The sequence below is a fragment of the Reyranella sp. genome, assembly GCF_965229815.1.
Classification (GTDB): domain Bacteria; phylum Pseudomonadota; class Alphaproteobacteria; order Reyranellales; family Reyranellaceae; genus Reyranella.
Genome location: NZ_CBDDJN010000006.1, coordinates 1,923,154 through 1,945,231, shown reverse-complemented (window position 1 = coordinate 1,945,231; position 22,078 = coordinate 1,923,154). Strand labels below are relative to the sequence as shown.

The window sequence follows — 22,078 nt, the reverse complement described above, 5'->3', positions numbered from 1 at the left end:
GCTCGCGGTCGCGGCGGCCCCGGAACCCATGGTACGAAGGATCGAAGCGCGCCCCTGGCGGCGCAGTTGCGAGGTGGAGTGCCATGGCCGCACCGGATCCCTCCCACATCATGCGAATCGCGAGCGGCTATGGTGTCTCGAAGGCGCTGCTGTCGGCCGTCGGGATCGGGCTTTTCACGCGGCTGGCCGACGGACCGATGACGCTGGACGAGGTCGTCGCGGCCTTCGGCCTCAAGCCCCGGCCTGCCAGGGACTTCCTCGACCTGCTGGTCTCGACCGACCTGCTCGATCGCGACGGCGACGGGCTGGGCGCGCGCTACCGCAACACAACGGCGACGGCCCTTTACCTCGACCGGAACCGGCCCGACTATATCGGCGGCATCATCGAGATCTGGGAAAAGCGCAACTACCGGTTCTGGGCCGACCTGACGGAAGGCCTGCGCACCGGCCAGCCGCAGAACGAGGCGAAGCACGCCGGAACGCCGTTCTTCGAGTCCATGCTCGCCGATCCGGCGCAGCTCGAGGCCTTCATGGGCGCCATGCACGGCGCGTCGATCCGCAACTTCCAGGCGCTTGCGCGCAGCTTTCCGTTCGGTCGCTACCGGACCATGGCCGACATCGGCGGGGCCGATGCGCTGCTCAGCCGGGAGGTGGCGGCCGCGCACCCCCATCTCCGGTGCATCAGCTTCGACATGCCGGCCGTGTCGGCGCTCGCGGAGCGCAGGATCGCGGCTGCCGGCCTGTCGGACCGGATCACCGCGGTCTCGGGCAACTTCTTCGAGGATCCGCTGCCCGGTGCGCAGGTGATCACGATGGGCATGATCCTGCACGACTGGAACCTCGAGAGGAAGAAGCTGCTCGTCCGCAAGGTCTTCGAGGCCTTGCCGGAAGGAGGCGCGTTCGTCGCGATCGAATCGTTCATCGACGACGCACGCCGCAGCAACAGCTTCGGGCTCTTCCTCTCGCTCACGATGCTGATCGAGTTCGGCGACGCGTTCGACTTCACCGTTGCCGAATTCAGGGAGTGGTGCGGGGAGGCGGGGTTCCGTCGCTTCGAGACGATCCCGCTGGACGGCCCCTCCCGCGCGGCGGTCGCCTACAAGGAATCGCGCTGAGGCGTACCTTGCCGATGGAGCAAGCGGTCTGCATGGTGAGGCCAAAGCAGAGGAGCGACCATGGCCCGCATCAGCGAGATCGAGGAAGACGGTGGCGACCCCACCCTGAAGGCGGTCTTCGACCGCCAGCGCGAGATGTTCGGCGGCCTGCTCAATCCCACCAAGGTGATGGCGCACTGCCCGCCGATCCTGCGCGCCGCCCAGCTCCTGGGGGCGTCGATCGAGCAATCGGGCCAGCTCCCGAAGGCCCTGCTGCCGCTGGTCTATGTCCGGGTCGCCACCATCAACGGCTGCCCGTTCTGAATCGACATTAATTCCGTCCGGGCGACGGAACATGAAGGCGGCTCCGAGAAGCTCGCCGAGGTGCTCGACTGGCGCACCAGCACGCTCTTCAGCCCCGCCGAGCGGCTGGCGCTGGAGTACGCCGAGCGCATCACCACGACCGGGCAGACGGTCGACGCGGCCTTCTTCGCCGACCTGAGGAAGCACTTCACCGAGCCGCAGATCGTCGAGCTGACGGCGGCGATCGCCATGGAGAACTTCCGCTCCAAGTTCAACCCGCCGCTCGGCATCGAGGCCCAGGGCTTCTGCATGGTGCCGAAACGCTGACGGTCAGCGCTCGAAGATCAGGCAGGTCGTCGTGGCGTGGGCGAGCAGCCGTCCCGTGCCGTCGGTCACGCGGCCTTCGGCGGTGCCGATCCGCCGTCCTGCCGAAACGACGATCCCCTCTGCGCGCACCTGCCCGGTTTCCGGCGTGATCGGGCGGACGAAGGAGATCTTGAACTCCAGCGTCGTCGAGGCGAATCCCTTCTCCACCGTCGTCAGCACCGCGAGGCCCATGCAGGTGTCCAGGAGCGTCGCGGAGAAACCGCCATGGACGGTGCCGGCGGGATTGAGGAGGTCGGCGCTCGGCGTTGCCGTCACCGTGACGCGGCCGGCCGTCGCCTCGACGATGTCGTAGCCCAGGGTGCGCGCCATGCTGTTGTGGGGCAGGGCGCCGCTCACGAGCCCCTGGACGAAGTCGAGGCCGCTCAGGGCGGCCTGCTGGGACGGCGGCACGACGCCGTATCGTTTCTCGGTCATGGGCCCTCACTAGCCCAGGGCCAGCCGTGGCGCTGGCGGAAAGCGGACCCGGTCTTCCCGCCGTCATTCCATCTGGACGTGGAGCTCCTTCAGCTTCTTGCCCCAGAAGGCGTGCTCGTCGGCGACGAACCTGGCGAACTGGGCGCGGCTGAGATCGGGCGGCATCTCGAGCCCGTCCTTGGCCAGGGCCGTCGCCCAGCGCGGGTCCTTCATCGCGGCCTTGGTGTCGGCGGCGATCTTGTCGAGCACGGCGTCCGGCGTCTTGGCGGGGGCGAACAGGCCATGCCAGCCGTTGACCACGACGTCGATGCCCTGCTCCTTGAGGGTCGGCACGTCGGGCAGCGAGCTGACGCGCTTCTCGCCGGTGACGGCCAGCGCCTTCAGGTTGCCGGCCTTGACCTGGCCGACGGCCGGCGGCAGCGACGAGAAGTTCATGGTGATGACGCCGCTGATCACGTCGGCCAGCGCCGGTCCGGTGCCCTTGTAGGGGACGTGGACGATCTTGATGCCGGCCGCCTCGGCGAACAGCGCGCCGGCGAGGTGGTTGTTGCCGCCCACGCCGGACGAGGAGAAGGTGAGCTTCTCCGGGTCCTTCTTGGCCAGTGCCACCAGCTCGGCGGCGGTGTTGGCTGGCACCTTGGGATTGACCGCCAATACGTACTGGTAAGCCGTCGTCTGGCAGATCGGGGCCAGCGTCGCCAGCGTGTCGATCATGCCCTTCTGGACCCAGGGATTGATGATGACGTTGGTGCCGACGGCATAGAACAGCGTCTGGCCGTCCGGCTTGGCGGCGGCGACGATGCGGGCGCCGACGCTGCCGGCCGCGCCGCCCTTGTTATCGACCACGATCTGGGCGCCGATCATCGGCCCCTCGATGTTGGCCAGCTCGCGGGCATTGATGTCGGCGCCGCCGCCGGCGGCATAGCCGACCACGAAGGTGACCGGCCCGTTGGGCCAGGCCGCCTGGGCGCGCCCGGATCCGGGCAGCAGAAAGGCGCCCGTGCCGGCGAGCAGGGCGTTGCGACGCGTGAGCTTGATCATGTTTCCCCCGGCAATGCAGTCACCCCGAGCGGAGCGAGGGACCTTTGGGTAGCCTCAAAGGTCCCTCGGGCTTCGCCCTCGGGATGACACCGTGCGTTCTAGTTCTTCCCCTGCACGTAGCGCCCGGCGCTGTCGCCGGCAAGCTTGCCCAGCACGGCGCCCGACACCAGCCCGGTGCCGCCCGGGTAGTTGTGGTAGAACAGGCCGCCGACCAGCTCGCCGGCCGCGAACAGGCCGGGGATGGGCGGGCCGTCGGTGCTCTCGACCTCGCCGTCGGTCGTGATCTTGAGCCCGCCGAAGGTGAAGGTGAGGCCGCAGGTCACGGCATAGGCCTCGAACGGCGGCTCGTCGATCGTGTTGGCCCAGTGGCTCTTCGGCACGGCGAGGCCGCGCGTGCCGCGGCCGTCCTTGACGGTCGGGTTGAACGGCACCTCGGTCATGACCGCGGCGTTCCATTCCTTGATCGTCTTCAGGAACTGCTCGGCGTTCACGCCCTCGAGCTTGCCGGCCAGCTCCTCGATCGTGTCGGCCCGCACCTTGGTCATGCGCTTGATCCGGTACTCGTCGCGCAGCTTGTCGAGCACCTTGGAATCGAAGATCTGCCAGGCGAACTGCTGCGGCTGGCTGAGGATCACAGCGCCGTACTTGGCGTAGGTGTAGTTGCGGAAGTCGGCGCCCTCGTCGACGAAGCGCACGCCGTTGGCGTTGACCATGATGCCGAGCGGGTAGGAGTGCTTCTGGAAGTTGTCGCCGACCTCGAGGTCGCCGAACTCCGGCGCGTTCATGTCCCAGCCGACGGCGTGGCCGCCCGACCAGTTTCCGTGCGGCTTGGCGCCGACCGCCAGCGCCATGTTGATGCCGGCGCCGGTGTTGAAGCGGGTGCCGCGCACCTTGGCGAGGTCCCAGGTGGGCCCAAGGTAGCGGGTGCGCATCTCGGCGTTGCTCTCGAACCCGCCGCAGGCCAGCACGACGGCCTTGGCGCCGATCCGGACCTTGCGGCCCTTGTGGCGGGCGATCACGCCGCGCACCACACCATCCTCCTCGATCAGCGACACCGCTGCCGTCTGGTAGTGGATGGGGATGCCGGCCTTGATCGCCGCCTTGTGCTCGAGGTCGACCAAGCCCGGCCCGCCGCCCCAGGCCTCGACCGCGAGGCCGCCCCAGAACTTGTACTTGCCGTTCACCTTGAACGCCTGGCGGCCGTAGGAGGGCTGGAAGCGCACGCCCTTGGTCCGCATCCACTTCAGGGTCTCGAAGCTGCGGCCGATCAGGATGTCGGTCAGCTCGGGGTCGCAGCGGTAGTTCGTGACCCGCCCCATGTCGTCGAGATACTCGTCGGCCGAGTAGCTGCCGAAGTCGACGTCGCGCTTCTCGTCCTCGGTGAGGTCATAGAGCTGCGCCAGGTCGTCGACGCCGTGGAACACCACGCGCATGGCGCCGGCGGTGTAGGTGCTGTTGCCGCCGCGCTCTTCCTCCGGCGCGGCCTCGAGCATCGCCACCGTCGCGCCGCTCTCGCGCGCCGCCAGCGCCGCACAGGCGGCCGCGTTGCCCGCGCCCACGACCAGCACATCGACCTGGAAATCGTCCACCTTTGGCACTCCCTTTGCCTGCATCACCCTGAATTTAGCGCTAGAATGCGGCCATGGGTGATCGTTTCGACCGTCTAGGGCTCCGACATGCCAATGTCGAGGCCCTGCTGCGCCGGCCCGGCATCGGGCACAATAACGGGCCGACCTTCGACATGTCCTGGGAGGCCTGGGTGTGGCGCCGCGCCACCGCCAAGGCCTGGAAGACGCCCAAGCCCGAAGTGGCCCGGATGCGCCTCCGGCGAGCAGAACGGCTGGGGATCACCTACAAGGAACTGACGGCCGCGCTCATGGATTCCGGTGCCCATCTCGGCGCCGCCATCCTGCCGCTGTCGCTGGCGGCCCGCGTGCGCCGCGGGCCCGGCGGAGAGATCGTCGTCGAGGCGCGCAATTCGGTCGCCGATCTCGTGGCGAAATTCCGCGGCCGGCTGTTCGTCCTGGGCGACATCGACGCGGTCCCGGGGCTGACCGACGTCGAGCGCGCCGACTTCCTCGCCACGCTCAACCGTGCCTTCGAGGGCAAGGTCGAGGCAATCGGCTGGGGCCATGACGGTCCGGCCATCCGCCGCCTGCTCAAGGCCAACAACCTGCCGCACCAGGAAGCGTTCCTGGTCGGCGCCGGCATGGCCCACCAGGTGCTGGGCGAGGCGGCGGGCCTGCCGCTCACCAAGGACATCGAGGGCTGGTTCGGTTCACAATGAAGGCGACTATTTGTCGGTCTTCTCGGCGAGCCAGGCCTTGATCAAGGACTGATAGGGAACGTCGCGCTTGTTGGCGGCGATCTTGATTCGGTCGAGAAGAGTGACCGGCAGTCTTAGGGAAATCGAGGTGGTCGACGGTTTCAGGTTCGGGAAACGGGCGCGCCGGGCCTTGCTCCAGTCGACATAGTCGCTGGAATCGTGCGTTTCCCAGAAGCGACGCTCCTCGGCCTCGCTCTTGAACTTCGGGACAGTCTTAGGACTCTTGCTCATAACGCGCTCGTTCCCTGCGATGCATGGGCCTTGCCGAGATGACCCTGATCAGCCTTCCCGCGTTGCGGAGCGTGAAGGTGACATGAAGAAATCGTCCCGCATCCGCACGCCCCAGGGCGTGGAACCTCGGTTCGCCGATGCTGTGGGCGATATCCTCGCCGATCAGCAAGGGCTCGTTGAAGAAGATCTCCTCAGCTTCACCTTGGCTGACTCGATGCTTGTCGACGCTCTTGCGGGCATTGCCATCGTCCCAGTCGAAGCCTTCGACGAGCCGCCAGTCCAGCATGGACGTATATTACCATAATATACATTGCCGGCAAGGAGTTGAGCGCCGTGGCCGCGCTGGGTATTGAGGTCGCCATGACCTCAAGCATCACGCCACCCCTCAAGGGCATCCGCGTCGTCGAGCTCACGCACACGATCCTCGGGCCGTCCTGCGGCATGATCCTGGCCGATCTCGGCGCCGAGGTGATCAAGGTCGAACCGGTCGACGGCGACCGCACGCGCAAGCTGCGCGGCTTCGGCGCCGGCTTCTTCGGCTACTTCAACCGCAACAAGAAGAGCCTGGCGCTCGACGCCGATTCGCCCGACGGCCGGGCGGTGCTGGTGAAGCTGCTCCAGTCGGCCGACGTCATGATCGAGAACTTCGCGCCGGGATCGATGGCCAAGCGCGGCCTCGGCCCCGCCGACCTCGAGAAGATCAACCCGCGCCTGGTCTACTGCTCGCTGAAGGGCTTCCTGCCCGGTCCCTACGAGAAGCGGCCGGCGCTCGACGAGGTCGTCCAGATGATGGGCGGGCTCGCCTACATGACCGGCCCGTCGGGCCGGCCGCTGCGCGCCGGCACCTCGGTGGTCGACATCGTGGGCGGCATGTTCGGCGCCTTCGCGACCGTGCTGGCGCTCAAGACCCGCGACAGCACCGGCAAGGGCGGCCTGGTCGAGAGTGCGCTGTTCGAATCGGTGGTGTTCCTGATGGGCCAGCACCTCGCCATCACGGCGATCAACGGCGCACCGCCGCCGCCCATGCCGGAACGCGTGAGCTCGTGGGCGATCTACGAGATCTTCGCCACCAGCGACGGCCAACAGGTCTTCATCGGCATCACCAGCGACGGCCAGTGGAAGCGCTTCTGCGAGTTCTTCGGCCAGCAGGCGCTGGCGGCCGATCCCAAGCTCGCCACCAACAACCAGCGTATCGAGGCGCGGCCCTGGCTGGTGCCGAAGGTCGCGGAGATCTTCAAGGGCTACACGAAGGACGAGCTCGAGCGGCTGTGCCTCGACGCCGACATCTCCTTCGCGCCAGTCGCCCAGCCGCAGGACCTGTTCGACCATCCGCATCTGCTGGCCAACGGCTCGCTGGCGCCGACGACGCTGGCCGGCGGCGTCCAGACCCGCCTGCCACTCCTGCCCTTCCAGATGCTCGGCTGGCGGCCGCCGCTGGTGTCCGATCCGCCTTCGATCGGCCAGGACAACGAGGCGGTGCTCGCCGGGATCGGCTACGATGCCGCCGCGATCGCCTCGCTCGGCAAGGCGGGCGTGCTCGGACCGAAATAGGCAGGTCGACATGAAGATCAGGCGGGTGGTCACCGGTCACGACGAGAAGGGCGGCGCCCTCGTCGCCATCGACGAAGTCTCGCGCGACGTCGTCTCCTTCCGCCCCGGCGCGACGGTGGCCAACATCTGGTCGACGATGGGCTTCCCGGTCGACAACAACGGCTTCGCCGACACCGCCAAGGAGATCACGGCGACGACCCGGGCCGGCGGCACGGTGTTCCGCGTCATCGAGTTCGCGCCCGGCGTCGCGCCGCGCAACCATCGCACCGACTCGATCGACTATGCCGTCGTGCTGTCGGGCGAGATCGACATGACCCTGGACGAGGGCCGGGTCGTGACGCTGCGCGCCGGCGACGTGCTGGTGCAGCGCGGTACCGTCCACAACTGGATCAACCGCTCCGACGCGCCGTGCGTGATCGCCTTCGTGCTGATCGACGCACGGCCGGTCGAGCACGACGGCAAGCCGCTGCCGGCCCACGGCTGAGGCAAGGCGGCCTGGCGGGAAGCGCCGAGTTCATCATGCGCTCTCGCGTGGCGCCGCGCGATGCTCGAGTCGAAAGCACCCAATAAAAGTCGGCGTAGAATCGTCGTGGCAAATTGATTCTCCAGAGTCGCTTCTCCTAGTTTCCTGCGCGTGAGCGACGGCCGTCGTCGCCTCGATGAGGGAACACGATGAGCGGCTCGCCCCAGGACTATGATTCCATCGCGGGCTTCGACACCTCGGCCCTGACGCTCGATGCGGGTGCGCTGCAAAGCGGTGCGCTCGGCACGCAGATCGCGGCCGCCGCCTTCGCCAACCTCACGGGCGCGGCGCGCTACGCCAACGGCGTGGCGCTGATCGAGGCGGTCGGCGCCGACAACGACGCCAGCCCGGTCCTCGTCCTGCTGTCCTTCGCCCACGCGCTGACCCAGCTCGACGGCGACGCCAGCCATCCCGTTGCGGCGGCCGCGGAGGTCGCGCGGCTGATCGTGAGCGGCGAGCTCGACTCGGGCCCGGCGCTGTCCGACCTGTTCTTCGCGGTGTTCGACCGCTGGATCAGCCGGTCCGAGGCGTTGCAGGTCGTGCTGGCGCTCGGCGCCACCGATTCGACCGAGCTCCAGCTCCGCGCCGGCATCGCGCTGCGCGACATCGTCTCGGGGAGCAGCGAGGACGGTGGCCTGACCGCGGCCAGCGCGATCCAGGCGATCGAGGACGCGGTGACGGCCGGCAGCCTCACCCGGGCGCAGGCGGACGAGGTCCTGGTGGGCGCCGCCATCACCAACAACTTCCGCCTGTATACGGCGGCGCTGGCCGAACTCCAGGCGAACGCCGGCGGCGATATCGCAAACGTCCAGCACGTCATCGACCTGCTGTTGGGCGCCGTCGCGGTCTACAGCGACAACATCGCCAGCACGATCTACACGGTGGCGACGACCTTCGTCACGCCGGCCTTCACCCTGCCGCAGATGCTGGACGTGATCGGGGGCGGCGTCGCGGCCGGGACCGTGTCGCCGGCCGGTGGCCTCACGATGATGCTGGGCATCGGCTCGCGCTACGATTCGCTCAGCGTGTCGACCCTCGAGGCGGTGGCGACGGAGGTCAACGGGCTGATCCACGACGGCGTCGCGACGGCCGCCGACACGATCGACACCCTGTATGCCTCGAACCTGTCGCTGCTGATCGCCTTCGTCAGCGTCGACCCGGACATGGTCTATCCGATCGGCCGGCACCTCGCCGAGCTTATCGACACGACGAGCCCGCTCTTCTCGGTGCCGGGCGGCCTTATGACGGCCCAGGATGCGCGCACCGCCATCGTCGGTGCCTTCAATACGGCGAGGGTGTCGGCGCCCGAGGCGGTCGTCCTGCTGGCCGCCATGGCGACCGTCCCGGGCGGCGCCACGCCGGACCGCAACGCCCTGAACGTCGCCGCAGATGGCATCCGGGACCTGCTGTCGGGAGCCATCGGCGCGGAGGACGCCGTCGCCACCATCGTTGCCGCGCTGGAACCGCTTGGCCTGACGGCCGCGCAGGGCGTGACGGCCCTGGTGGGCCTGGGCGGCAGCGGCGCGCAGCAGATCCTGGGCAACACGGTCGTCTATGTCGGCAATCCCGATCTTGTCGCCGCCGCGGCAGCAGGCATCGCCCGACTCGTCCACGATCAGGGCCTGACGGAAGCGGCGCTGGGGGCGGCGTTCGACGGCGTCTTCCCGCTCGGCGTCGACAGCGCCGCGCTGGCGATGGGCACGATCGTGCAGGCCGCGGTGGCGCTGGCGGCCGTCGACCCGCAGGGTCTGTCCTTCGTCGGCGCGGCGCTCGCCTTGTCCGACGGCGCCAGCCCCTACGCCATGAGCGGCGTCAGCGACGGGCTGCTGGGCGGCGTGCTCGATTCGGCCGCGGCGATCGCCATGGTTGTCGGCTACGCGAGCGAGGGGAGCGCCGGCGAGCAGGTGGCGGCCGGTCGCGAGCTCTCGTTCGTGCTGAACCAGCAGTTCATCAGCGCGACCGACGGTGTGGCCGAGATCGCCGATGCGGTCGCGGCGGGACTTCTCGGCCACGGCGAGGCGATCCTGCTGCTGGCCGGCGCGGCGACGGCGACGCCGCCCGTCGGGCTGCCGGAGATCTTCGCGCAGCTCGCCGCCGAGATGGACGCCGATCCCGCGGCCGGAGCGGCGGTGCTGGAAGCGGCGGTGACATCGGGCGTCCTTGACGCCGCGCTGGGCGTCTTCGTCCTGGCCGAGACGGCCGCCCTCGGCTCGGTGGCGACGGCCGACGCGCTGAGCGGCGTCCTGCTCGCCTGGGTGGACGGCGGCGCCATCGGCGCGGGCGACCTCGCCCTCCAGCTGGTCGGGTTGGCCGGCGAGGGGACAGCGGCGCTGCAGGGCACGGTGGGCGCCGAGCTCGCTGCCGTGATCGGCCACGGCGCGCTGGCGAGCGCCGACGTGCTGGCGGTCGTCGAGGGGGCCGTGCCAGCCACCCTGGCGGCCGACGGCGCGCTCGTCGTGCTGATCCACATGGCGGCCGCCGGCGACAGTGCGTTGCGGGAGGCCGCGCAGACTGCGATCGGCAGCCTGATCGGCAGCGGCGCCATCGCGATCGACGACGCGATCGCCGAATTCCAGGCGATGCTGCCAGGCGCTTCCGGCGCCCTTCTGTCGGTGCTCGAGGACGAGCTGGCGATCCTGCTGACCGATCCCGCCACGCTCGCCGACACGGCGGGGCTCGGGTCTCCGGCCCAGGTGCAGGCGGCTGCCATCCTGCTCGCCTCGCTGTTCACGAGCGACCCGACCTTGGCGCAGAGCGTGCTCGACGCCCTGGCGGGCCGCATCGAGGCAGGTACGCTGACCGGCGGGCAGGCGGCGACCCTGCTGGCGAAGGTCTATGCCCAGGGCGGCGACGGCGCGCCGGCCGTGCTCGCCGCCATCGCCGACCTCACCACCGTGCACGGCGGGCAGGCGGCGCCCGACATCGGCGTGGGGACGATGGCGGACGCCATTGCCGTGCAGGCGAACACCGGGGGCCTGACGGTCGCCGAGGTCTTCGCCGTGTTCGGCGACCTCGCGACGCGTGGCGCGGCGGCCGTCAACGGCGCGTTGGCCGGGCTGGTCTCGGGCGGGGTGGTTTCCGTCGACGCCCTCGATGCGGCGGTCGCCGCGGGACAGTACGGCGCCTCGAATGCGGTCTCGGTCCTTGGCAGCGTCGTGTCGGGCGCAGCGCGGGTGCTGCGCGACGAGGCGCTGGCGGAGATCCAGGCGCTGGTGTCGGCGACGCCCGCCCTCGCCAGCCAGGCCTATACGATCTTCATCGATCTCGCGCTGAGCGGCGACCACGACACGCGGCTGGTCGGCTACCAGGCGATCGAGGCGCTGGCGGCCGTGGCACCGGGAATCGGCGACGCCGCCTTCCTGGAACTGCTGTCGCTGATGCCGCTGCCGGACGCCGGCATCCGCGCGGACAGCCTGGCGGAGCTCACGTCGCTGGTCGCCGGCGGATTCGTGGCGACGGCCGACGCCATCCAGCACATCGCCAACCAGCTCTCGCCGTCCAACGGCAGCCCGCTGGTCAACCCGTTCCAGGCACTGACCGTCCTCGTGGCGCTGTCCGCCGTGGCCGACGCGCGCGACGCGATCTACGCCTATATCGGCCAGGTGACGGCCGCCAGCGCGGCGGCGCAGGCCAACGGCAATCCGGTCTGGGGCTTCACGGCGACGCAGGCGATCACCGCACTCGCCAACGGCGCGGGCGCGGACCTGGGACGCGTCGCGGAGACGGCGGCCGAGATCGCCAGCATCGGCACCGTGCTGACGTCAGGCCAGATCCTGTCGAGCCTGGGCTCGGCGGGCGCGCTCACGGCGCACCAGCAGATCACGCTCGTCGCCGAGGTGGCGGGTTTCCTGGGCGATGCCGGCGCGCCGGCGCAGTTCGGCACCGCGGCCGGCGGCTGGATCGCGGGCCTGTCGACGAGCGAGCAGCGCGACGCCCTCGACGACATCAGCGGGCTGGTCGGCTTTCCGCCGGATCATCTGACGGCGTCGAAGGCCGTCGAGTTTCTGCTTTCCGTCTATGCGACGGGCGCCCGTGCGGCAGTCCTTGCCGAGCTGGCCGACATCGCCGCCGGCGCGACGGCGCCAGGCGGCGTCGCCACGGCGATCGTCGGCGCCATGGTGTCCGGGACGCACTCGGCCGCGACCGGCGTCGACGCGCTGGCCGCGCTGGTGGTGGCGGGCGGCGCGCTGGGCGATGCCGCCGTGGCGGCGCTCGAACGGGCGCTGGCCGACGGGCAGCTTGCCGCCGCCGCGGTGATGCCGGCGCTCGACGGCAGCATCGCTGCCGGCACCCTGACGGCGGCCGAGGCGCTCGGCCTGCTGCAGGAGATGCTCCTCCTGCGATTCGAGGAAGCGTCGGCCTCGGACCCCGCCACCGCCGCGCTGCAGGAAGCGGTCCTTGGCGAGATCGAGTCGCTGATCGTCGCCGGCCAGGTCACGGCGGTCCAGGCGGTGACGGCGATGGCGGCCATCGCGGCGGGCGCCTCGTCTCCGGTGCTCGCGGCGATCGGCGGCGAGATCGCGGCCTTCGTCGCTGCCCATCCGGGGAGCGACGCGTCGAGCGTGGCGGCCGTGGTCGCCAGCGCGACCGCCGGCACCGTCACGGGCGCTGAGGCGGCCGCGCTGCTGGCGGACGCTGCCGCGGCGGGCCCGGTGGCCTTCCAGGTGGCGGTCGGCGGCGGCATCGCGGCCCTGGTCGCCGCCGGCGACGTCACGACGGAAGCGGGCGCCGCCGCCGTCTATACCGCCTTCCTCGACCATGGGCTGACGCTCGACGGCCTGGTCACGGTCACGGCCGGTGTGTGGGCAGCCGGCGCCGCCGCCGTCGGCGCCCAGACGCTCTACCAGGTGACGTTCCATGGGTTCGCGACCGCCGAGGCGCTGGCCGCCAGCCTCGCCGACGCCGTCTCCGCCGGCATGCTGTCCGCCGCCGCCATGGTCGCGGGCAGCGTCGCTTTCGCGCTCGAATCGGCCTCGATCCACGATGGTGCCGTCTTCCTCTCGACCCTGATCGCGGACGGCCTGCTCGCTGCCGACGCCGCCGTCGTCCAGCTCGCCGAGGGCAGGGCGGACTGGGGTCTCACCGCCGACCAGACCGTCGCCCTGGTCGCGCACCTGGCGGCCGACCTGCCGGCGTCGGAGAGCCTGCTGGGCGTCGGGCTGGCCGAGGCGGTCGTCGCCGGCGACCTGACCTTCACCGAGATCGGCGCGGGGCTGGGCGAAGCGCTGGCCGCAAGCCCGGCCGTGCTCGCCTTCGCGGATGCTGCCGCTCTTCTGATCGGCGCGGCCACCGTGACGCAGGCGGCCGCGGCGGCGGGGGCGACACTGATCGCGTTGATCGGTTCGGATTCCCAGCGCTTCGCCGATGCGATCGAGGCGATCGACACGGCCGTCACCGCGGCCACGATCGACCCGGCGGGAGCCCTGTACCTGCTGGCCGGACTCGCCGGCGGCGGCACGCAGGGCCAGCAGCTCTCCGTCGGCGCCGAGCTGGCCGCGCTCGTCGATGCAGGTCTTGCCACCGTCTACGCCGCCGTGGCGGCGGTGATGGCCGAGGTCAATGCGGGGCACCTCTCGCCCACCGGTTCCCTCTTCGCCATGACGCCGCTGCTGGGCGACGCGGCATCGAACACGCTGATCGTCGCCAACCTCAACACGATGATTGGTTCGGGGCTGATGACGGCGGGCGAGGCAGCCACGACGATCTTAGCCGCCGTTCACGACGGTGGACACCCGCTCGGCGCAGCCGAGGCGATCGCCGTCCTGGTCGAGCTGGCGGAGAACCACGTGCAGCCGCCGGTCGACGCCGCCGACCGCGCCGTCATCGTGGCCGCCGCGTCGGCGCTCGCCGGTCTCGTGTCGAGCGGCGACGTCACGGCCGCCACGCTGCTCGGCGACCTCGTGGACCTTCCGGCCTTCGGCGGCGTGCCGCTGCTGACGGCGATCGCGGCGAATGTCGATGCCGCCTCGGTTCTCGGCGAGGGCCTCCAGGCGGCACTGAACGCGTATCTGGCGGATCCCGTGGGACAAGCCGCCATTGTCGGCTACGCCGCCTCGGTGATGGGAGCCGAGGGGCTCACGGCGGCGCAGGCGCTGCCGGTCCTGATCGACCTCGCGACCGAGGGCGGCGTGGTGGCCGAGATCGCCCTCGGCGAGGCGCTGGCGGGGCAGGGTGTGGCGATGGCCGACCTGCGCGCGGCTTTCGGGGCGGCCGGCGTTACGCCGGCGCTGGCGACGATGGTTCTCGCCGCCATGCTCGATCCGGATGCGGCCACGGTGCCCGAGCCGGTGCTGCGCGAGATCATCGCCTCGCTGCACGAGCCGCCCTTCACGACAGACTATTCGCCGTACGTCCAGCCGGTGATCGCCGCCCTCGTCGACGCCGTCCTTGCCGACGCGGCGGTTCACGACGCCAACGGCCTGCGCTACGGGCAGGTCGTGCTCGCCCTCTCGGCCTACGCACAGCTCGGCGATTCCGCGGTGCGCGAGCTGGTCGCGCAGGAGATCGTGGGCCTCGTCCAGCAGTACGGCCAGGGCTACGACACGGCGGTCGCGCTCCTCGCCAAGGCGACGCTGTCGCTGGCGGCCAATGGCCCGTCGTGGGCGGCGGCCGGCGGGGCAGAGATCGCCCTGGTCGGTGCCACGCTCCATCTCACCGCCGGAGAACTGGCGACGGCCGTCGTGGCCGGTGTCGATCACGGGCTGACGGCGGCCGATGTCGCCGGCGTGCTGGCCTACATGACGGTCAGCAATCCGTCCGCGGCCGAGTTCGACGGTCCCATCCTCTATCCCGAATTCGGCCTCGCGGCCGGCATGGCGATGGCCGATCTCGTCGGCGACGACCTCGCCGTGGCCCAGGTCCTCAACATCCTCGTCGGCGTGACCGACATCCAGCCGACCAGCCATGCGCTGCTCCTCACCGGCCTCGCCGCCGGCGTCGGCGCGGCCGACCGGATCCTGATCGGGCAGGCGCTGGCGGAGCTCACCACCGCCAACATCCCGGTGGCGCTGTCGCAGGTCTCCGACGCCGTCTCCGGCATGCTCGTCCTCGGCCTTGTCGAGAGCGACTCGCCGATCGGCACTTACTTCCTCGCCAACATGAGCGACGCGGCCATCACCACCCTGGTGGGCTCGATCGATGCTTCCGTGGGTGACGGCTCGCTGCCCCCGGCCGACGCCGTCCAGTCCCTGGCGCTGCTCGCCGGCGGCTTCGGGCTGCGGCCGGCCGGGCAGGTACTGTTTCCGCGCACAGCCCTGGCGGCGGAGCTGGTGGCGCTGGTCCCGGACAGGATCGGCGCTGCGGACGCGATGGCAATCCTGCTGACGCCGCGACCGGGAACGACCGGCGTCGCCGCCGTCGTGATGCAGGCCGAGGCCGGCGCCCTGATCGCCGCCCTGGTCGACGCCGGCCGCGCCAGTCCGGCTGCCGTCGTGGCGGCGCTCGCCGATGCCGTGGATGCCGGGACGTTCGACGGGGCGGTCGCCACGACGATCGCCGTCGGCGCAGCGCTGCACCACGATGCCGACCCGTCCTCGCATGGGCTGGCGGTCGCGCTCGGCGACTGGCTGGGCGGGCAGATCGATGCGGGCGCCCTCGGCATCGCCCCGTCGATGACGGCCATCCTGGCGGCGCAGACGAACTTCCGGGCCGGCGACGTGCCGGGCGAGGTCGCGCTGTTGGCCGCGATGGCCGGGCACGCCGCCGCGGGGCTCCAGGCCGCGATCGGACAGGCGCTGGCCGGCATCCACTTATCGGGACTGCTGGCGGCATCCGCGGTCCTGGCCGTGCTCGACTCGCTCGTGGACACGCCGCAGGCGCTGTCGGCGCAGCAGGCCAAGGCCATCCTCTTCGCCATGGCCGACGCTTTCGACGACGTCGCCGGCGACGTCGCCGGATCGACCGCCGTGGCCGCGGAGTTCGTGGCCCTGATCGGCCGCGGCGCGCTCGCGGCGCAGGAGGTGGTGGACGGCGTGACGGCGGAGATCGACGCCGGCCACCTGACGATGGCGAACGGCCTCGCCTTCATGGCCTGGCTGGCGGCGTTCGACGGCGGCCTGACCGGCATCGTGACGCAGGAGATCCTGGCGCTGATCGGGCAGGGGCTCGACGCCGGAGAAGCGATCGACGGCCTGCTCGTCGCGCCGCACGGCGGACCGGCGGCCGGCAGTCCCGACGGGCCTGTGGTGGCTGCGGTCGCGCACATCGTGGCGGCGCTCCATGAGGCGGGCGCGGTCACCTGGGCCGAGGCAGCGGCCGCGGTCACGGCGGCACAGGCGCTGGGAACGCTGGCCATCGCCGACGCTGCCGCCATCCTGGTCGGGCTGGCCGACGCTGCCGACGAGGCGGCGATGGCGGTGCTGGGCGCCGCGCTCGGCGACGTCGTCGGTCAGGGGCTCGATCCCGATGCGCTCCTGCTGCTGCTCACGGTGCAGGGCATCGATGCCGGGCTGATCGAGCCGGCGGCGGCGGCGTCGCTGGTCGCTTACGTCGCGGGCGGCATCGCGAGCCTCCCCGCCGCCGGCGACTACCTTGCCGGCCTGGCGACCGTCCTTGCCGCGGCGTCGGCCGATGTCGCCGTGGCGGCCGTCGACCGCGCCTACGCGGCGGGCGGCCTCGCTGCCGGCGTCGTCGTCGGGCTGCTGGTCCATCTGCAGGCGCAGACCGGCGCCGCGGACGCGATCGCACCCGAGCTGACGCGGATCGTCGACGACGGCGCCACGACGTTCGACGCGATCTTCCGCGAGGTCGGCGCGCATGTCGTGGGCGCGCGGCAGGGCGAGCTCATTTCCGCCATGGCCCTGGCCGAGGATACGGCCGGGCAGGTCGCCATCGCGCGCGCCCTCGGGGCGACGATCGCCTCGGGGGCGCTTGCCTTCGACACCGTTCAGAACGGGATCCAGCAGGCGGCGCTCGGCGACGGTCTCTTTGTCACGCTGATGCTCGGCATGGCCTCGGCCGACGCCGCGACCGCGGTCGCTGTGAGCTTTCCGCTCCTCTACGTGCTCGGCGGCTCACCCTCGGCCGACGAAGCCGCTCTCCAGTCGTTCGAGCAGGCCCTCGCCGCCGGCGTGCTGACGCCCGACCAGCTCGCCCAGGTGCTGGCCGGCATGGGCGCGCAGAATTCCGCCACCGGCGCTGCCACCGCGACGCATGTGCTCGACGCGCTGGTCGAAGCCGGTACGCTGACCGCGACCGACGCGATGGCCTCTGTCGACGCGGCGGTGCCCTGGCTGAACCTCCGGGCCTTGACGCACTGGCTCGCCGCCGCCTCGGGCGCGGAGACCCTGCGCGATGCCATCGCCGCCGAGATCGTGACGTTGATCGACGGCGGCGCGCTGACTCAATCCCAGGCCTTGGGCTACATCGGCGAGATCGTCCAGGCGCAGCCCGGTGTCGCCATCACCTGGCCGACGGCCGTGCAACTCTATGTCGGCCTCGCCGGTCACGGCGATTCGGGCCTGCAGCAAGCGGCCGGCGCCCAGATCGCGCCCGTGGCGACGGTCGGCAGCCAGTATCTGGACGTCATCGATGCGGCGGTGACAGGCGGCAGCCTGACGGGGGAGGGGGCGGCGCACGTCATTGGCGGCCTGCTCGCGGCCCTGACCTCCGATCCGGGCGGCGCGGTCCGTCTCTGGGCGGCGTCTCATCTGCACGACTACGTCACCGACGGCCTGGTCGATTCCGTGACGGTTTCGGCGGCGTTGCTTGCGGCCGCGACGAGTGCCGTGCCGGATGCGCTGTTCGGGCTCGGCGCCGTGATGGGGACGATCGGCGCCGACATTTCCGCCATCCACGACGCCGTCGACGGCGGCATCCTCGGCCCCATCCAGGGCCTGCAGATGCTGATCGGCGTCGCCGCCGTCCCGGAGGTCGGCGATCCGGCGTTCCAGGCCGCGCGCGACGAGATCGTGGCGCTGGCGCGCGCCGGGACCGTCACGGTCGCCGAGGTCATGGCCGCAACGCAGGCCGCCCAGGACGCCGCGGTCATGGACGGCTCGCATGCCGAGGTCCTGGCCTTCTCGTTGTACGGCGCCGGCAGCGCCGCCGACGACGCCGCCATCGGTGCGTACTTCGCGGCGCAGGCAGACCATCTCGGGGCGGCATTCGGAGCCGGCGACGACGCCTACTTCACCGGCATCCTCGAAGAGGCCGGGGTGACTTTCCTCCAGGTCCGGACGGCGCAGATGACGGCCGCCGAGGCGATCGCCCACATCAAGGACTATGCCGCGAGCCACGACGTCTCGGCCTATGCCGGCATCTACGTGCTCGACCAGCTCTTCGCGCGCTATCAGGACGGCGCCGGCCACACGCTGGCGCATCAGGCGCGCGTCGACATGATCGCGACGGGCGAGCTTGCCATCGAGCTGGCAGGACGCGTCGCCGAGCACACGACGTCCGCCTTCGTGTCCGATGGCGCGGGTTCGTTCCGCCTCGAGGCCGCCGATCCCGCCGCGCTGACCAAGTCGGAGGCGCTCGCCATCCTGAACGAGGAGGCGACCAACGCCTACCTGCCGGCCGACGTGGCCCAGGCGCGCTACGTCTTCGCCGACGCGCTGTGGGTCGCCGAGCAGGTCCGCATCGACACGGTCAGCTTCACCTCGATCAGCCAGATCATCGACGCGATGCGGCAGGGCAACCCGACGTTCAATCCGACGCCCGACATCGGTCGCACGGCCTACGCGTTCGACGTGGCGCTGACCTCGCTGGCCGAGCGTCTCGCGTCGCCGGACCGGCCACCCGAGCCTGCCGATTACGCCGCCGTCGTCAACGAGCTGAGCACGCGCATCCTCAAGGGCGTCGCGGCCGATACGCTGGTCGTCAACTATGCGGCGGGGCTTCTGACGATCGACCAGGTCGAGGGGGTGCTCGACCGCGAGGCCGCGGCAGCCACCCTGGGTTCCAACGGGATCGACCCCGACATCATGCACGCGATCGCGCTCGCCTGGCTGCAGTTGCGCGGACGCCAGTACGTGGCCAACCATGCCGGGACGGACGGTGCCGTCGCGGTCGGGCAGATGCTGCTGCACCTGCAGGACGCGCGCCATTCCGACGATCTGCTGACCGGATTCGGCTCGATCCTGGGCATGTCGTCGTCGGGCGCCGGGGCCCTCGTCACCACGCTCGACAAGCAGATGGCCTATCGCGAGGCCTTCGACACGATCCGCAGTCACACGCCGTCGACGCTGACGCTCAGCGAGCGCGACCAGGCCGTCATCGACGCGCTGACGACCATGGGCAACGGCATGGCGTACGTGCTCGACCGGCACCCGCTCGGCCGATCCTACGTCAATGTGCTGGACGATCCGGCCGAGGCCAACGCCTGGCTGCAGTTCGGCACGCAGGTCGGCATCGTCGTGGCCAACAAGGCGGTCGTGGACGCGATGTTCGCCGGCACGCCCTGGGGGCTGGCGATCACCGCCACGAAGTTCGGCGCACAGGCGGCTCTCTACGTGCTCAGCATGGGCGCCGTGCAGGACGCGCTGGGCGAGGGGCCGACGGCCTACCTGCACGGCCAGCTTACCATCGCCGCGGCGACCGCCAGCCTGATCGGCAACACGATCTCGGATCTCGGCACCGTGGGTGTCGGCATTGCTGCTGGCATGGCGCCGCATTTCATCGACTTCTCGAGCGCCGTCGGGCGCGGCGATGCGGTCGGTATCGCGAGCTCGATCGGCGAGCTGGCGCTCGACTACTACAAGCTGCAGACCGGCGTCGATCCCCGGCTCTACGGAGTGGTCGGGGAGCGGTTCGCCGATCTGATCGTCCACCTCTTCACCGGCGACACCGGCGAGTTGGGGAACGACGTGAAGGCGCTCGGTGCGGCCTATCTCGACCTCGTGATCAAGAACCCGTACCTGCACGCGATCGGCGATCGCATGGTGGAGTTTGCCGGGACGATCAACGAGGCGCTGGCGGAGATCAACGATTCCTACCGTATCCTCGGCCAGAACGTCCTCACCGGGCTGCTGTACGTCGGCACGGGCATCGACAGCGCCGGCAACGTCCTGCGGTCGGTGGCGCACACGGTCGGCGGCTTCTTCAGCGACGTGCTTCACGGCCTCGGCATCGACGGATACATCTCGGGCGCCACCGTCTTCGCGGATGCGAACTTCAACGGCGTGCTCGACGCCGGCGAGCTTTCGACCGTCACCGACGCCAACGGCAACTACGTCCTGCCTCGCAGCGCCGCGCCCCTGGTTCTCCAGGGCGGCATCGACACGGCGACTCTCCTGCCGTTCGCCGGCACCATGCAGGCCCCCGCCGGCTCGACCGTCGTCACGCCGCTCACCACGCTCGTGCAGCGGGTGGCGGCTTCGGGCAGCGGCGACCCGGTGGCCGCGCAGCAGGCCGTGGCGGCCGCCCTCGGTCTGCCCGCGGGCCTCGACCTCGGCAATCTCGACCCGATCGCCGCCACGCGGACGGGCGCCGCCGGCGGTGCCGGGGCCTTCGCCCAGGCGGCCAGCGTCCTCAATACCGCCTCGATGCTGAGCGCGGCCGGCGCGGCGGATCCGTTCGACGCCATCGCCGACGAGATCGCGGCGGCCGCCGCCGACCGTCGGGTCCTCAATCTCACCGACACCGCCTTCGTCGCGAACCTGGTCGCGGCCGCCGGCGTGGCCGGCGACGCCGCCGGGGCGGCGACGCAGCTCATCACCGCCAGCAACGCGCTCACGGCCCGCTCGCTGTCGACCGCCGCCGATCCGCTGAGCTTCCTGCGTGCGGTGAGCGCGGTGAGCTTGACGGCCCAGGGGGACACGGCGCACGCGCTGGCGGCTGCCGGTGCCGACCCGGCGCTGCTGGCCGACGTCATCGCCCGCTATACCGGGGCCAATCTCGCCAACCATGTGGCCGACGGGCGCGACGAGATCGGCCATTTCGGCGACACCGGCGCGGGCGGCGGCGAGGTCCCGCTGGCGATCAGCCTCGACGGGCGCGGCATCGAACTGGCGCCGGGCGGCCTGTCGGTGGCAGGCAACTGGGTCAAGTTCAGCGTGACGGGTTCGAGCCTGCCGGCCGGCTCGACCCTGCTGATCTACGCGGTCGACGCATCCGGCAATCCGATCAACCGCGACGACCACCATGCCGGCAGCGACGTCACCCTGGAGCAGGCCGTGATCGCCCGGATGGGCGGCGTCATGGACGATCACGGCGCGAGCCTCTTCATGGGCAGCCAGTCGGTCTACCTGCAGGCCGGCGAGCAGCTGCGCTTCGCCGTCCTGAACGGCCACCAGGGCATCGACGCCGCGCCGAGCACGCAGCTCTCGGTCGGTCCGGACGGCTGGCTGCAGGGAAATATCGGCGGCCTGCGGTTGCACGCGATGACCAACAACGCGCTTTCGGACGCGATGGACCTCGCCAGCGCGCAGCGCTCCACCGACGAGGCCTTTCTCTTCCTGCGGCACGGCGACACGGTGAGCGTCGAGGTGGCGGGCAGCTCCGCCAACGCCAACACGCTGGGCTTCGTGCGGTTCGACGTCGACGCGGCCACGGGCGCGTGGAGCGTCGGCGGCGTCGCCTACGGCGAGACCGCTTCCTTCGCCAACGCCGTCCGCAGCCACATGGATGTCGGCTTCCAGGACACGCACGGCGGCAACTTCCACGCCGAGCTGAGCTGGACCGTCGCCGGCGACAGGGGCTACTACGCGCCGGTGCTGATCACGCAGTCGGGCGAGGTGTTCGTCGTCGGCACCTCGAACCCGGGCGGCCACGAGCAGATCCGCATCTACGGCGAGAACACGTTCGGCTTCGAGGACCTCGCCTACAACAGGGGATCGGACTTCGACTACAACGACATGGTGCTGCGCGTGAGTCACGGCGACCACATCCTGTGATGCCTCCGGCTCGCGGCGAGAGCCACGCGGTGCGCGGACTCGAATGTGCGCTCCCACACAGACGCCACGCGCGGCGGGGATCAAAAGGGCGACGACGCTGCTGGCTGCGAGGGCCGGCGGCATCGGCGGAGGCAATGTCGTTCCCGCCGCATCGAGAACGGGGGAACCCATGTATCAGCTGGTCGGATGCCTCCTGGCCCTGCTCGCCATCGTCGCCGCCCTCGCGGATGCGCCTCTCGGCGGCACCCTGTTCGCCCTGCTCACCTTTCTCTGGGTCGTTGTCTCCAAGCCGCGGACGCAGCGGCCGCCGGTCCCGCACATCGTCCTGCCCTGGGATGCCGTCTACCAGACGCCCTTCGGCCGCTGAACGATCCGG

At 70.8% G+C, this 22,078-nt stretch carries 13 protein-coding genes; 8 read left to right on the top strand and 5 right to left on the bottom strand.

The features are described from left to right. Positions 1-83: 83 nt before the first annotated feature. The 3 genes from ACO073_RS20535 to ACO073_RS20525 are packed head-to-tail and all read left to right on the top strand — an operon-like array spanning position 84 to position 1,724. Positions 84-1,115: a methyltransferase gene (locus ACO073_RS20535; RefSeq protein WP_421999826.1), complete on the top strand. Its 1,032-nt coding sequence runs from the start codon at positions 84-86 to the stop codon at positions 1,113-1,115. A gap of 60 nt (positions 1,116-1,175) precedes the next feature. After that, positions 1,176-1,418 carry a hypothetical protein gene (locus ACO073_RS20530; RefSeq protein WP_421999825.1) on the top strand — a complete coding sequence of 81 codons (243 nt, stop codon included), beginning with the start codon at positions 1,176-1,178 and terminating at the stop codon, positions 1,416-1,418. A gap of 60 nt (positions 1,419-1,478) precedes the next feature. After that, the gene (locus ACO073_RS20525) at positions 1,479-1,724 is read left to right on the top strand and encodes a carboxymuconolactone decarboxylase family protein (protein WP_421999823.1); all 246 of its coding nucleotides are present in this window, start codon (positions 1,479-1,481) and stop codon (positions 1,722-1,724) included. Positions 1,725-1,727: 3 nt separating this feature from the next. Here ACO073_RS20525 and ACO073_RS20520 read toward each other — a convergent pair whose 3' ends face one another. From ACO073_RS20520 to tcuA, 3 genes are all read right to left on the bottom strand, one after another. Then, on the bottom strand, positions 1,728-2,198 hold the full coding sequence (locus tag ACO073_RS20520; protein ID WP_421999822.1) for a PaaI family thioesterase: 471 nt from the start codon (positions 2,196-2,198) through the stop codon (positions 1,728-1,730). Positions 2,199-2,261: 63 nt separating this feature from the next. After that, a complete protein-coding gene (locus ACO073_RS20515; RefSeq protein ID WP_421999820.1) occupies positions 2,262-3,239 on the bottom strand; it encodes a Bug family tripartite tricarboxylate transporter substrate binding protein in 978 nt (325 codons plus the stop codon). A 98-nt stretch (positions 3,240-3,337) separates the two neighbouring features. Continuing rightward, positions 3,338-4,828 carry an FAD-dependent tricarballylate dehydrogenase TcuA gene (gene tcuA, locus ACO073_RS20510; protein ID WP_421999818.1) on the bottom strand — a complete coding sequence of 497 codons (1,491 nt, stop codon included), beginning with the start codon at positions 4,826-4,828 and terminating at the stop codon, positions 3,338-3,340. A 53-nt stretch (positions 4,829-4,881) separates the two neighbouring features. Between tcuA and ACO073_RS20505 the strand changes: the two genes are divergently transcribed. Further along, a complete protein-coding gene (locus ACO073_RS20505; RefSeq protein ID WP_421999816.1) occupies positions 4,882-5,526 on the top strand; it encodes a hypothetical protein in 645 nt (214 codons plus the stop codon). A gap of 6 nt (positions 5,527-5,532) precedes the next feature. Here the strand turns inward: ACO073_RS20505 and ACO073_RS20500 are convergent, their stop codons facing one another. Next, a complete protein-coding gene (locus ACO073_RS20500; RefSeq protein ID WP_421999814.1) occupies positions 5,533-5,796 on the bottom strand; it encodes a BrnA antitoxin family protein in 264 nt (87 codons plus the stop codon). After that, positions 5,780-6,082 (bottom strand): BrnT family toxin, encoded by a 303-nt coding sequence (locus ACO073_RS20495; RefSeq protein ID WP_421999812.1) that lies wholly within the window; start codon positions 6,080-6,082, stop codon positions 5,780-5,782. Before ACO073_RS20495 ends, ACO073_RS20500 begins: the two co-directional genes overlap by 17 nt. A 74-nt stretch (positions 6,083-6,156) precedes the next feature. Here ACO073_RS20495 and ACO073_RS20490 point away from each other — a divergent pair, with 74 nt between their 5' ends. From ACO073_RS20490 to ACO073_RS20475, 4 genes are all read left to right on the top strand, one after another. Then, positions 6,157-7,347: a CaiB/BaiF CoA transferase family protein gene (locus tag ACO073_RS20490; RefSeq protein WP_421999810.1), complete on the top strand. Its 1,191-nt coding sequence runs from the start codon at positions 6,157-6,159 to the stop codon at positions 7,345-7,347. A 10-nt stretch (positions 7,348-7,357) separates the two neighbouring features. Next, complete coding sequence (locus ACO073_RS20485; RefSeq protein WP_421999808.1) at positions 7,358-7,831, top strand: cupin domain-containing protein; 474 nt, start codon at positions 7,358-7,360, stop codon at positions 7,829-7,831. Between the two features lie 188 nt (positions 7,832-8,019). Next, positions 8,020-21,702, top strand: a complete 13,683-nt coding sequence (locus tag ACO073_RS20480; protein ID WP_421999807.1) for a hypothetical protein — start codon at positions 8,020-8,022, stop codon at positions 21,700-21,702. A 169-nt stretch (positions 21,703-21,871) separates the two neighbouring features. Beyond that, positions 21,872-22,069, top strand: coding sequence for a hypothetical protein (locus ACO073_RS20475; protein ID WP_421999805.1), 198 nt, complete (start codon positions 21,872-21,874; stop codon positions 22,067-22,069). Positions 22,070-22,078: the final 9 nt, after the last annotated feature.

Bases quoted from the DNA above. Each gene is read 5' to 3' on its own strand.
- ACO073_RS20480 (WP_421999807.1), top strand. From the start codon at position 8,020: ATGAGCGGCTCGCCCCAGGACTATGATTCCATCGCGGGCTTCGACACC.
- ACO073_RS20520 (WP_421999822.1), bottom strand. From the start codon at position 2,198: ATGACCGAGAAACGATACGGCGTCGTGCCGCCGTCCCAGCAGGCCGCC.
- ACO073_RS20505 (WP_421999816.1), top strand. From the start codon at position 4,882: ATGGGTGATCGTTTCGACCGTCTAGGGCTCCGACATGCCAATGTCGAG.
- ACO073_RS20515 (WP_421999820.1), bottom strand. From the start codon at position 3,239: ATGATCAAGCTCACGCGTCGCAACGCCCTGCTCGCCGGCACGGGCGCC.
- ACO073_RS20475 (WP_421999805.1), top strand. From the start codon at position 21,872: ATGTATCAGCTGGTCGGATGCCTCCTGGCCCTGCTCGCCATCGTCGCC.
- ACO073_RS20535 (WP_421999826.1), top strand. From the start codon at position 84: ATGGCCGCACCGGATCCCTCCCACATCATGCGAATCGCGAGCGGCTAT.
- ACO073_RS20485 (WP_421999808.1), top strand. From the start codon at position 7,358: ATGAAGATCAGGCGGGTGGTCACCGGTCACGACGAGAAGGGCGGCGCC.
- ACO073_RS20500 (WP_421999814.1), bottom strand. From the start codon at position 5,796: ATGAGCAAGAGTCCTAAGACTGTCCCGAAGTTCAAGAGCGAGGCCGAG.
- ACO073_RS20530 (WP_421999825.1), top strand. From the start codon at position 1,176: ATGGCCCGCATCAGCGAGATCGAGGAAGACGGTGGCGACCCCACCCTG.
- ACO073_RS20490 (WP_421999810.1), top strand. From the start codon at position 6,157: ATGACCTCAAGCATCACGCCACCCCTCAAGGGCATCCGCGTCGTCGAG.
- ACO073_RS20495 (WP_421999812.1), bottom strand. From the start codon at position 6,082: ATGCTGGACTGGCGGCTCGTCGAAGGCTTCGACTGGGACGATGGCAAT.